This window comes from Photobacterium piscicola, from assembly GCF_900166965.1.
Classification (GTDB): domain Bacteria; phylum Pseudomonadota; class Gammaproteobacteria; order Enterobacterales; family Vibrionaceae; genus Photobacterium; species Photobacterium piscicola.
This window is the reverse complement of sequence record NZ_FUZI01000003.1, coordinates 294,835-306,973: the sequence shown is the minus strand read 5'-3', so window position 1 is coordinate 306,973 and position 12,139 is coordinate 294,835. Positions and strand designations below refer to the sequence as shown.

Here is a 12,139-nt window from a genome sequence, read left to right as displayed (position 1 = left end):
TATTTTTAATGAACAGTTATTTTTGTTTGTGATTGTTTTTTGCACTATTTGTGATTGTTTGTAGTTGATTTAACAGGTTTTATTAAATATATGTTCAATAGCTATGATTTGAAAGCGTGATCTATGTCACGTTTTGTTTTTTAATTTAGGTTCATCTTAATAGCACAAACAATAAATAACTTAATAAATTATTGGTGGATAAAAAAATGACTTTAAAAGTAACTGCTAAAGGTTTTGAATTACCTGACTACATGGAAGCTCATATTGAATCTGAGTTTGCTAAATTTGATAAATTCCAAGTGGCTTTCCATAGCCGTAATGTATTTATGAAGCTAGAACCAGGCCGTCAATTTATTGTCGAGATTGCGGTTAAGACTAGCGTAGGTGATATTGAAGCATCTGCTGATGAAAAAGAATTAAGTGAAGCACTAAGCGCTGCATTTGCTCGTTTAGAACGCCAAATCATCAAGAAAAAAGAGAAGCCACTTGCTCACCGTTCTGAATTAAATGAACGTGACAAAGAAAACTTCCTTAAAGAAGAAGAAGCGTCAGCAGAAGCTGCTGCCGATGTAGTTATTGCTGAAAACGAAAAATAATAGCGCTTTAACGTGTTGTGTTATAACAATACGGCACAGTAATATTATTATTAGTTAAGCAAATGAAGCCTCGATCAAGTTATATTGATCGAGGTTTTTTTATGCGGCTTGTTGATTGATGATGACGTTTTCTTTTTTAACACACACAAAAATAGCATTACCAGAACGGCCATTCCAAGGCACTATTTTGTCGTAGCTATGTTCAAACATGGTCACATCAAAAAAGGGTGCTAATAACTGCTGTAATTGAGCATAGTTGATTGCCACCATTGGGTGATTATCACGCCAAGATTGCGTTACATTGTCACTTGTTTTTTCAATGTGAAGTTGTAATTGTTGATGCTCTCCTTCACCACAGTAATTCCAGCCTGATTGAAACATAAAATGGCTGTCTTCAAATTCAGTTGTATGGCGAACAAAAGAGTTGTTATCGATTTTATCTTTATCAACGGCATTGAAACAAAAAACACCATCTTGAGCTAAGGCATTATATGCACTTTCAATACATTGCATCAGCTTTTCAATATTGGCGTTGTAATGCAGCGAATATAAGAAACAAGTAATTAAGTCTAATGGAGCATCAACAGTAAAGTTACACATATCGTGCTGAACAAATGTTGCTTGAGGGCAACGCTGTTGAGCAATGTTCAGCATTGGTTGATTAATATCTAAGCCACTTGCTTGATAACCATAACCAATAAAATGTTCAACATGAGGACCAGTACCACAAGCAAGATCAAGGTAACGTGTGCCTTGATTGCCAAATAGCTGGTGGAGTCTACGGACACAATTACTTTGTTCTTGGTAATCAATATCAGCACACATTAAATCATAGTAGCCAGACAAATCAGTGTATAAAGCGTTATAAGACATTATTAACCTAATGATTATAAAGAGATTATCTTGGTTATGGTAATTGCAGTATTACCAAAGTTGCGCGATATTAGCCTAGCTTTATTATTGCGACAAACAATATTTTGTAAATTAATAAAATTATTGAGATAGATCGCATTTTATTCTGTGTGGGTATATTTAGATGGGCGGAAAATTAAGTGTTCGAGATTAATGCAGCAGGGTACTGTTTAAGTGCTGTGTGATGTAAGTAAATATGAATAATCGTTATCATAAAGGTTTCATAGTGAGAGATTAAATATCCGTCTAACAGTTGCTTATTGCTGACGGACAAGGATAATAATCGCTTTATAAATAGCGATGTTTTTATGCGTCTTGATAAATTTATTTGTAAAAGTACAGCATTGACGAAAGCACAAGCTATTGCTCATATTGAAGAGGGTGATATTAAGGTTAACGGCAACGTGATCTCTGATATTTCAGCTCAAGTTCATGAAAATAATGAAGTAATATTTTTAGGTAAGCAACTTTTCCCTCGCCCATTTCGTTATCTATTAATGAATAAACCTGCGCAAACAATTTGTTCTAATATTGACGAAGTTTACCCATCACTTTTCAATTATATTGATATAGAACGACCACAAGAACTGCATATTGTGGGGCGATTAGATGCAGATACCACAGGATTAGTCTTGATTACTGATGATGGTCGATGGTCATTTAATATTACTTCGCCTAATAAATTATGCCCAAAAGTGTATCGCGTACACCTTCGGAAATCGATAGATATAAGTGCCAAGATATTGTTTGCTAAAGGAATTAAGTTGCAAGGTGAACCGCAGTTAACTGCGCCAGCAATATTAACTATCGTTGATGATAAACAAGTGCTATTAACGATCACTGAAGGTAAATTTCATCAAGTGAAACGCATGTTTGCCAGTATTGGTAACAAAGTGGTAGGTTTGCATCGTGAGAGCATTGGTTGCGTAACGTTAGATGTTGATGAAGGTCAATGGCGTTATTTAACGGTTGATGAAATTAACGATCTCAACCCATAATGAATACATTCAATATATGTTGTGAAGCGCTTACGTTAGATAGGTATGACGACATATATAATTAAATGAGGATTAATCTGTGAAAAAAAGTCAATTAGGTTTTATTGTGGTGGCAGCAACAATGTTATTAGCAGGGTGTAGTGAACCGACGGTTACAGCAACGCCTGTTAAAAATGTTGATACTGTATCGGTCACATCACCTGATGATATTGATGTATTCTGTCCAACTGGTATTTGTACTTTTGAACTATCAACGACAGCGCCGACTAAAGTAACGGTAACTATGCATTATGATTACACTAAGCTTTACACCAAAATTGAAGGGGTGAGCGTTGTGGGTGAAGGCGCTAAAGATGCTAAAGTGGTCGATGAAGATCAATTTACAGTTGAACTAACGAAAAAGAATACCCCAGTAAAAATTGAAGTCATTGATTTTTACCGTAACTAAATAGCTTTCCTCGCGCTATTTCTGAAGCAGTCTTTAGACACATAAGGACTGCCTCTGTCTTATCTCCACACTTATCATAAAATATCTTGGCTTTTAAATATCATCATCAATGACAAAGAAATTATTATTAGCGGGCGTTTGTCTCTTTTATTTCTTGTTTAGTAACGCTTTTCTTTTTTGATGGTTAGAGAGCATTTCTTTGTTACGTTCAGGTATCGTTTTTTTATCATGAATTAAGTGCTTAATGGCCATTATTGGATGCTTAACGATCATTTTAGGGCCTGAATAGCGCATAATCGTTTGTGACATAATTTTTTGTTGTGGCTTATAACAATGGATAGGGCATTGCTTACAACTGGGTTTATTTTCTCCATAAGGACAGCGATCAAGTCGCTGTTTTACGTAAGCTCTAAATTGGTCACAATTATTACATCGTTGAAATTTTAGAGTATTGATTTGATGATGTTTTGCACAATAAATATCAATCATTGCGGTTATCGTCTTAAATTCACTGTCAAGCCGACCTAATAGACGAAAGTCAGTTTCTTTATTCATGTTTTATGACCACTATGAGTAAAAGGAATTATTCTAACTCGTATAAAGATGTATTTTAAATAAAACTTTATCAAAATGACAAAAAATGAAGATAAAGACGAATTTTTTTAGTGATAAGTATTAATAATGTTATTAAAGTGAAAAATTTAATGATGAAACACAAGAAACATGCTGAGATGGCTTGATTTAACGGGAGTTGAGCAGTAGTATCCACGCCTCGATTTTTATGGTGGTGTATATGAGCAGATTTGAGTGCCTTGAAAGAATTGTCGACGAATATCGTAAGAAAGTTCGTGACGCAGAGTTTAACCGTCAGAACGATAGCGAAGTTGCTAAAGTTCTAGTTTTATTAGTCGGTAACTCAATGTTCAGTCTGGCTGATGAATTTGCTGATTGGGTTAATCGTGGCGGTGATCGTAGCTATGGCGGTAAGTTTTTTGTTTCTAAGCAACTAATGACGTTGTTAGAGCCAGTAACTTTCCGTGGCGTAACGGTTCGTCGTGATTCGATTAAACTATTCAGAATTTCATAACCTGAGTGGCTTCCAATCGTTATTCAATGACTCTCCGATAGAAAAATTGAAAAACAGATTTTTGATCTAGCTATCAGCGTGGTCAATAAAAAGGGGATGCTATGGCATCCCTTTTTTGTTGATTATTATAAGCAACATATTTACCTGAATTAGCTTGTTTGCCTTGTTTGCCTTGTTTGCCTTGTTTGCCTTGTTTGCCTTGTTTGCCTTGTTTGCCTTGTTTGCCTTGTTTGCCTTGTTTGCCTTGTTTGCCTTGTTTGCCTTGTTTGTCTTGTTTCGCTTGTCTATCCTGCACTTCCTGCACTTCCTGCACTTCCTGCACTTCCTGCACTTCCTGCACTTCCTGCACTTCCTGTACTTCCTGCACTTCCTGCACTTCCTGTTTTTCCTACTTCATCTACACTTAACCCTTGAGTCTCAATAGCGACTTATGGTCAACTAATGCCAAATAAAAAATATATAAAGAAAGAAGGTAATACATGGACGCTGAATTTTGGCATAGCCGTTGGGCTGAAGATCGAATTGGTTTTCACTTAACCGACGTTAATCCATTATTAATAAAATACTGGTCACAGGTGAATGCTCAACGTGATGATCGCGTGTTAGTACCAATGTGTGGCAAATCAGAAGACTTAGTTTGGCTTGCGGCGCGTCATAACGATGTGGTTGGGATTGAACTGAGTGATATTGCTGTAAAAGCTTTTTTTGCTGAGAATCTTTACACGCCATTAGTCACCGGGATCGGCTGTGAGCACGTGTATTCATTTGATGAGATCACAATCTACCAAGGGGACTATTTTACCGTTCCTGTTGCACCGGTTGATGTGGTATATGATCGTGCGGCATTGGTTGCGATGCCACAATCAATGCGTGAACGTTATGTTGAGCGTTTATTGCAGTTGGTTAAACCTGGTGGGCGTATTTTATTAGTAACCTTAGATTATCCACAACCACAAATGGATGGACCTCCATTCTCAGTGCCTAGAACTGAAATAGAAGCGTTATTCAGTGGTTGTAAAATAACCCACTTAGAGCGTGATGAAGCGGATGCCACCCATCCTCGTCGTCAGCGTGGTGTTGAGCGTTTTGCTGAAGAAGTATGGCTAATTGACGTTTAATAAACGAGTAATAGCGTAGTTGGAAAAACAAAGGCGTCTATGTGACGCCTTTATTGTCTTTAATTGCGCCGCTAAGGCTACAGAATGATGTTAACGTCTGCTGCTGTAGCAATGGCATCAGTGATAGCTGTATCAATGTTATCACGGCGTGTAAGCGCAACTCCAAGACGGCGGCGACCATTGATTTCAGGTTTGCCAAACAGTCTTATTTGCGTTTGTGGGCGAGATAACGCGGCGGTTAAATTATCAAATCGAATATTGGTAGAAATACCCTCAGCAAGAATAACCGCAGAAGCTGATGCCCCATACTGTGTAATCGTGGTAATTGGCATGCCTAAAAAGGCACGGACATGCAATGCAAATTCAGATAACTCTTGAGAGATCAGGGTTACCATTCCAGTATCATGTGGGCGAGGGGATACTTCGCTAAACAGCACTGTATCGCCTTTAACGAACAATTCCACGCCAAAGAGGCCATAACCGCCTAATTCATTCACAACCTTCTGAGCAACATCCTCAGCCGCTGTTAAGGCTGCCTTTGACATTTGCTGTGGTTGCCACGACTCGCGGTAGTCGCCATCCTCTTGACGATGACCAATTGGCGCACAGAAATGCACTCCATCAACCGCGCGTACTGTGAGAAGTGTGATTTCATAATCAAAATCGACAAAGCCTTCAACAATCACTCGGCCTGCACCTGCACGTCCACCTTCTTGTGCGTATTGCCATGCTGATTCAATGTCTGCGGCAGTTTTAATCACGCTTTGACCTTTGCCTGATGAACTCATGATCGGTTTTACAACACACGGCATGCCAATACGATGCACTGAGGCTTCAAAATCGGCATATTGATCAGAAAATTCATAAGGCGAGGTTGGAATGGCTAAGGTTTCAGCGGCAAGACGACGAATACCTTCACGATTCATGGTCAGTTTAGTCGCGTTAGCGGTGGGTACGACATTGACACCTTGGCTTTCAAGTTCAACTAAAGTATCTGTCGCAATTGCTTCAATTTCAGGCACAACAAAATGGGGCTTTTCAAGGGCAATAATACCTTTAAGTGCATCACCATCTAACATATCAATCACATGGCTACGGTGGGCTACTTGCATTGCTGGTGCATTCTCATAACGATCAACAGCAATCACTTCAAGACCAAGACGTTGACACTCAATAGCAACTTCTTTGCCTAACTCACCAGAGCCAAGCAGTAATACACGGGTTGCATCAGAACAAGTAGCTGTACCAAACATTGAAATTCCTTACGATTTGTCATTAAAGGTGAAATCTGCCGTTAATCATACCTTATTTTGATGTTTGCGCAATCGTTTGCTTTTAGTGGGTGTTTGATAGGAATCTCATAATTGAAGAACGGAAAGCGAAAAAAAACCGCTTATCATAAGCGGTTTAAATGATTATTTTTTGCGATTTTCCCAATGGGTAATAAAAGCAACTGAAAGAATAATAATTCCAGCGCCAAGCCATAATCGCCCTGGTGGTGTCCAACCAAAGACTAACCATCCACCTAATACGTTTAAAGGTAATTTTGCGTGATCAAAAGGTTGTACAAAAGAAGCATCAGCTACGGCATAGGCTTTAGCGATTGCCCATTGCGCTAAGCCTGTTAATAAGCCCGCAATAATTAATAACCACCAGCTAAAACTCACTGTTGGCATCGTAAAGTCAGGCGCAGCTAAAATAAGATTGAACGGTGTCATTAGAATGAGCAGGTACATCACAATCGTGGTTGGTGATTCATGGCTAGATTGCTTCTTCACCATCAATGAATAAGCCGCCCAGAAAAAAGCCGCACCTACAGGCAATAATGTCGCGATGTTAAAATCTTCAGACCATGGCTCAAGAATAATCATGGCACCAACAAAACCGCCTAATGTTGCCAACCAACGCGCTTTACCGACAGTTTCTTTTAGAATGAGCCCTGAACCGATTGTTGCAAATAGTGGGGAAATCATTAGTAGCGCAATACCTTGCCAAATAGGGACAGGGTAGGCTAATGCCCATAGCCATAACTGGATACCGATAACCGCAAAAAACACCCGTAAGCAGTGTAACCAAAAGTGGTTGGTTTTAAGCGATTGACGAATACCTAATGTACGTAGCCAAGGAAACATAGCGATTAATGCAATAAAGTATTGGATCAACGCAACAGACGTGGAAGGAACATGCATTTTGATACTAAGGTATTGAGCTAAGCTGTTTACGATAGCAAACGCGAGCCCAGCCGTGAGCATCCATGCTGCTCCTTTCAAAGGATTGTGTGTTTGAGACATTGTCATTGGCTTCTAATAATAGGTGGCGAGATAATACGCTTTTGATGTTTGATAGCCAACATTGATCAAGTTTAGATAATAAAAAACCGCCAGTGAGGCGGTCTTTTTAGAATATTCAAATCAATTGCCGACTTAATAAGCAACATATGTTAGTTGAATATCAGGATTCAGTGCTTCTAATAATGCTTGTGTACGTGCTAATTGACTAATTTTACTTTCTGCACTTTCTACCAGTGCCGCTTCTGCAATTTCAGACAATGAATAGTTAGACATATTCATATTAATTAATGCAACTTGCAGTGGAGGTAAACTTGGGTTGAATGCTGCATTTTCTGCATACATACCTTCAAAGATACGGCCATCTTGTGCTTTTAATGCAACACCACTGAAGTTCTTTGAGTAAGGAGCATGAGAACGGTTAGCGGCATTACACGCACTGATCGCAAGCTCTGAACCTTCTTCAATGCAAATACCATTATTTAAATCACTTAATAGACCATCTTTAACCCCTAAATCTAGCGGGCCGAATGAATCAGGTAAATATTGTTGCAGTGTCATGGGTTCGCGTTGTGGCAGTTGAATCATCATGTCGTTCGCTGATGTTAATTCATTCATAAACTGACGACAGTGACCACAAGGACTGTAGTTAATAGTGACATCTTTAATGCCCACTTCGCCCTTGATCCATGCATGGCTAATGGCAGATTGTTCAGCATGAATAGTACAAGCCATGCTTGCGTTTTCAAATTCCATATTAGCACCAAAATATAAGCGGCCAGATGTGCCACGTACAATTGCACCAACATAGAAATTAGAAATAGGGACTACAGCATAGGAAGCAGCAAGAGGAAGGAGGGCCAAGCGAAGTTCAGTATCAGTCATGTGCGTTGTTGATAATAAACATTCGAATTGCTCAGGACTGATCGTTGAGTCGAAATTTGAATCTTCGATAATAGGCTTTAAAGCTGACGCCAATTCAGCAGGTAATAAGCTTAATGCTTTTATAACACGTGCGTACATTGGGTGTTACTCCTTCATTGTTTATGGCAAAACATTCTATGTGAATCACAATGAGTTAGAAGTGATCTTGATCACACTGTTGGTTTTGCCATTACACCTATTACATTACTGAGAGTGGCGTCACACTTGTTTCTGTAACAAAGCATACAATATTTCAATGACTTAGTAAAAATTGACCGTTTTGTATGCTTTGTGCTCAACTGTGCTATTGCTGATCAAGCATGTCCAAAAATACGTAATAGTAGAGGAAACATCAGTGGGGCTAATAAGGTGGTCATAATGCCGCAAATAACCAAAGCTAAAGAACTAAATGCACCTTCTTGATAGTTTTCTTCTACGGCTTTTGCTGTACCTAATGCATGTGACACCGTACCAATTGACAAGCCTTTTGCTAGTGGATGTTTCACGCGGAATAATTTCATGATCGGATAACCTAATACCGCACCAAATAACCCCACAATAATCACCATTGCAGAGGTAATCGCAGGAATCCCTCCAATTTGCTGAGAAGCCGCCATTGCAAGAGGGGTAGTGATAGATTTAGGTAAAATACTTGCTGCAAGTTGAGCATCCGCACCCATTGAAAAAGCAATCGCAGTACCAAAGGTCATTGATAACACGCTACCGACAAAACAAGAGGTTAAAATGGTTTTCCACTTACTGCGAATAAGCCCAATTTGTTGATATAGCGGGAAAGCTAATGCAACAACCGCAGGACCTAATAAATAGTTAATCACTTCATTTTGTGCAAAATAGGTCTGATAAGGCACTTCCAACCATTTTAAGGCCAAAATCATAACAATAAGCGTGATTAAAAGAGGGTTGAAAAAAGGATTTTTAATTTTCATTGCTAAATAACGTGCAACATAAAAGCAGACTAAGGTTGCCACTAACCAAATCATGACTGTTTCTCCTTATGGTGTACCGCTAGGCCAATAACAATTAACACAATAACGGTGCTGCCAAGGGTACTTGCAAAAATGATCGCTGCGTTATTTTCAATGACACCTAAATAATTCATTAAACCAACACCAACAGGTACAAATAACAATGCCATGTGTTTAATTAATAAATTACAGGTACTTTCAACCCACTCTGCACGACAAATGCCAGTGACAAGAGCAATAAAAAGAATAAATAAGCCGATGATACTGCCAGGAACCGGTAATCCAGACCAGTGCTGAATGCCTTGTCCTAAAAAGAAACAGATCATGACGATAGCAAATGAGCGTATATAATTCATGGATGGTATGACTCTTAAATATTTCCAATCATCATACAAATAAACATGATAATTGTCACACTAATTAATGGCGGTTAATGAACTATATTGGTTTCTGTTGATAAAACAAGCATTAATGTTACTGGATTGTCAAAATGTACCCACCAAGCAGTAGTGTAAATGTAATGATTATTAAGGTGCAAATAGTTGCGTAATTAGTCTTTATTCCCAAAGGGAACGGTTTTCTGGTGTGCTTTTTTGCGATGTTTGACCATGACGGTGCTTTTTTTAATGCAGGTGTTTCATTACGCACTGCTGCGGTATTGGGTAATGACACGCGAAAGCCATAACTAGGGATAATATAGATAGGTATCGCCATTTTGCCATTGCGAAGTAATTTTTTAGACAGTGATAATAATAGAATATTGAGATCATAATGATGATCTCCGCTATCTTCGTATGCATTGGGGTAGGTGAAGGTATAACGATAGACCGACTCAATACTGACAACTTCTCCCGCAAGATGGCAAAGAGAGGCTAAAAAACGGGATTCGTCATTAGTTAACAAAGTTTGTTGATTATCATGCCATCGAAGTAGCCTATCTTCAGGAATAAAATCAATACCTTCAAAGCGATAGCATTTTATTGCCGTTTTCGTTGTCATTATCCACCTACTTGTAAGCCCTTCGAACACAACCTCACTCGATAGCATTAAGTGTTGACGGAATTACGATAATCATCAAATAACAGATCTCATTAATAATAAAAAAGCCCATCACAAGATTCCTGTGATGAGCTTATTGTATTTTTAAATATGTAACATTATGAATTACATCAATTTACTAATATAGTCATATAGTGATTTCATGATCTTCATTTTGTGCTCATTTGACTGACAATCGAGCGCCGCTGCTTCAAAGTTCTCCATGTATTTGGTCATGTTCTCTTCAAAGAAATCTTGGCAATGATGCTTCCAACGCTGTTGTTCTTGATAGGTGAGTGTTAATGGGTAATTTCGCGCACGATAGCGGAACAACAGCGGTTTAATACGCTCATCTTCAACATTGATTTCCAATGTAGCCAGCGAATCAACCTCAGTTTCACGAATAATATCCATCGTAGAACGATCAGCGGTTGAGAAGAAACCATCGTAAAGCATGGTATCAACGTTATCACTATTGGCGTATTCACGTTTAACACTGAACATTTCCAGCAATTTAGCCCGTATTTCAGGGTGCTGCTTTAATAACGCCAAATTTTTAAGGCATAACTCACGATCAATACCGAGTCGCGCTGCATCTTCTGCTTTTAATGTTTTGGCAGGGGCAAGCACAGGACACTTGTTTAAATGCACTTCTTTAATCGGGACGGGTAACTCATCAGGACCAAGATCGATACGCTTAGTGTATAAACGCTCACGCAGTTGATCAGCATCAAGTTCAATTAATGGGGTCGGATCTTGGGCTAAATTAACGCAGATCACCGCATTTTTATTATCGGGATGCCACGCCATCGGCACGATCCAACTGGTATTGCCACATTCAGTGCCAAACATACCCGATACATGCACAATCGGGGTGAGATCTACAATATCAATCAGATCTTGTAATTTACGCTTATGACGCAACTCAAACAGGTAATCAAACAGCTTAGGTTGGTTTTGCTTTAAAATCTTCGCCAGTTCAATCGTGGCGTATACATCAGCCATAGCATCATGGGCATTCGCGTGTTCAATGCCATTGGCGATAGAGAGCTTCTCAAGCTTAAAGCTCGGACGACCTTCATCATCTGTTGGCCAGTTAATGCCATCAGGACGCAATGCATAACAAGTACGCATGATATCGAGTAAATCCCAACGAGAGTTACCGTTTTGCCACGCCCAGCCATAAGGGTCATAAAAGTTACGGTATAACGTATAACGGGTAACTTCATCATCAAAGCGAACATTGTTATAACCAATAACACAGGTATTTGGCTTTGATAACTCTGTATGAATTTGCGCAATAAACTCAGGCTCTGATAAGCCTTTCTCCATTGCTTCTTGTGGCGTAATCCCCGTAATCAAACATGCTTCAGGTGAAGGTAGGTAATCGGCTGGTGGCTTACAATAGATCACCAAAGGCTCACCGATGATGTTCATTTCCATATCGGTACGCACCCCTGCAAACTGGCAAGGGCGATCATTCGCTGGACTGGCACCAAAGGTTTCGTAATCAATCCAGTATAAGCTTGGTTCGTTGGTTTTTTTCATAGTTTTCCCAAAAGCCGTTGGCTCAATATTAAGTTACCGCAATCCATGACACGCTGCATATCAACTTAATATTTTCTTAAAGCAATACGTTATAAAGCTAAGTATCCCGTAACTAACCTAACAGAGGCAAGTTTTTAGGGAAAATAAAGCGTCCCCCTCGTCATTATCTACAGTGAATGCCCGCGAGGGCGATAGG

15 protein-coding genes are annotated in these 12,139 nt (G+C 39.1%); 5 read left to right on the top strand and 10 right to left on the bottom strand.

What is annotated here, in order from left to right:
• Window positions 1-206 precede the first annotated feature (206 nt).
• The gene (hpf, locus tag CZ809_RS10365; RefSeq protein WP_045040496.1) at window positions 207-596 is read left to right on the top strand and encodes a ribosome hibernation-promoting factor, HPF/YfiA family; all 390 of its coding nucleotides are present in this window, start codon (window positions 207-209) and stop codon (window positions 594-596) included.
• Between the two features lie 99 nt (window positions 597-695).
• Here hpf and CZ809_RS10360 read toward each other — a convergent pair whose 3' ends face one another.
• On the bottom strand, window positions 696-1,469 hold the full coding sequence (locus tag CZ809_RS10360; RefSeq protein WP_080157553.1) for a class I SAM-dependent DNA methyltransferase: 774 nt from the start codon (window positions 1,467-1,469) through the stop codon (window positions 696-698).
• A 347-nt stretch (window positions 1,470-1,816) separates the two neighbouring features.
• Here CZ809_RS10360 and CZ809_RS10355 point away from each other — a divergent pair, with 347 nt between their 5' ends.
• Together CZ809_RS10355 and CZ809_RS10350 are read left to right on the top strand one after the other, a co-directional pair.
• On the top strand, window positions 1,817-2,506 hold the full coding sequence (locus CZ809_RS10355; protein WP_080157551.1) for a pseudouridine synthase: 690 nt from the start codon (window positions 1,817-1,819) through the stop codon (window positions 2,504-2,506).
• 79 nt (window positions 2,507-2,585) lie between these two features.
• Window positions 2,586-2,954, top strand: coding sequence for a spore gernimation protein (locus CZ809_RS10350; protein WP_080157549.1), 369 nt, complete (start codon window positions 2,586-2,588; stop codon window positions 2,952-2,954).
• Window positions 2,955-3,101: 147 nt separating this feature from the next.
• Here the strand turns inward: CZ809_RS10350 and CZ809_RS10345 are convergent, their stop codons facing one another.
• Window positions 3,102-3,509 (bottom strand): nitrous oxide-stimulated promoter family protein, encoded by a 408-nt coding sequence (locus CZ809_RS10345; protein ID WP_080157547.1) that lies wholly within the window; start codon window positions 3,507-3,509, stop codon window positions 3,102-3,104.
• A gap of 238 nt (window positions 3,510-3,747) precedes the next feature.
• On the opposite strand from CZ809_RS10345, the gene CZ809_RS10340 reads away from it, so the two are divergent.
• Complete coding sequence (locus tag CZ809_RS10340) at window positions 3,748-4,041, top strand: hypothetical protein (protein WP_005367981.1); 294 nt, start codon at window positions 3,748-3,750, stop codon at window positions 4,039-4,041.
• 82 nt (window positions 4,042-4,123) lie between these two features.
• On the opposite strand, the gene CZ809_RS21315 is transcribed toward CZ809_RS10340, so the two are convergent.
• Window positions 4,124-4,417 carry a hypothetical protein gene (locus tag CZ809_RS21315; RefSeq protein ID WP_080157545.1) on the bottom strand — a complete coding sequence of 98 codons (294 nt, stop codon included), beginning with the start codon at window positions 4,415-4,417 and terminating at the stop codon, window positions 4,124-4,126.
• 103 nt (window positions 4,418-4,520) lie between these two features.
• Between CZ809_RS21315 and CZ809_RS10330 the strand changes: the two genes are divergently transcribed.
• Window positions 4,521-5,159, top strand: a complete 639-nt coding sequence (locus tag CZ809_RS10330; protein WP_080157543.1) for a thiopurine S-methyltransferase — start codon at window positions 4,521-4,523, stop codon at window positions 5,157-5,159.
• Between the two features lie 77 nt (window positions 5,160-5,236).
• Here CZ809_RS10330 and purT read toward each other — a convergent pair whose 3' ends face one another.
• The 7 genes from purT to sbcB form a co-directional block, all read right to left on the bottom strand.
• A complete protein-coding gene (gene purT / locus CZ809_RS10325) occupies window positions 5,237-6,412 on the bottom strand; it encodes a formate-dependent phosphoribosylglycinamide formyltransferase (protein ID WP_080157541.1) in 1,176 nt (391 codons plus the stop codon).
• Window positions 6,413-6,574: 162 nt separating this feature from the next.
• The gene (locus tag CZ809_RS10320) at window positions 6,575-7,450 is read right to left on the bottom strand and encodes a DMT family transporter (protein ID WP_080157539.1); all 876 of its coding nucleotides are present in this window, start codon (window positions 7,448-7,450) and stop codon (window positions 6,575-6,577) included.
• Between the two features lie 132 nt (window positions 7,451-7,582).
• On the bottom strand, window positions 7,583-8,470 hold the full coding sequence (gene cdd / locus CZ809_RS10315; RefSeq protein WP_080157537.1) for a cytidine deaminase: 888 nt from the start codon (window positions 8,468-8,470) through the stop codon (window positions 7,583-7,585).
• 215 nt (window positions 8,471-8,685) lie between these two features.
• On the bottom strand, window positions 8,686-9,372 hold the full coding sequence (locus CZ809_RS10310; protein WP_080157535.1) for a CidB/LrgB family autolysis modulator: 687 nt from the start codon (window positions 9,370-9,372) through the stop codon (window positions 8,686-8,688).
• Entirely contained in the window at window positions 9,369-9,713 is a 345-nt protein-coding gene (locus CZ809_RS10305; RefSeq protein ID WP_080157533.1) for a CidA/LrgA family protein, read from the bottom strand. The genes CZ809_RS10310 and CZ809_RS10305 overlap by 4 nt, the downstream gene beginning before the upstream one ends.
• 118 nt (window positions 9,714-9,831) lie before the next feature.
• The gene (locus CZ809_RS10300; protein ID WP_080157531.1) at window positions 9,832-10,356 is read right to left on the bottom strand and encodes a hypothetical protein; all 525 of its coding nucleotides are present in this window, start codon (window positions 10,354-10,356) and stop codon (window positions 9,832-9,834) included.
• Window positions 10,357-10,521: 165 nt separating this feature from the next.
• Entirely contained in the window at window positions 10,522-11,943 is a 1,422-nt protein-coding gene (gene sbcB, locus CZ809_RS10295; RefSeq protein WP_080157529.1) for an exodeoxyribonuclease I, read from the bottom strand.
• Between the last annotated feature and the right edge of the window lie 196 nt (window positions 11,944-12,139).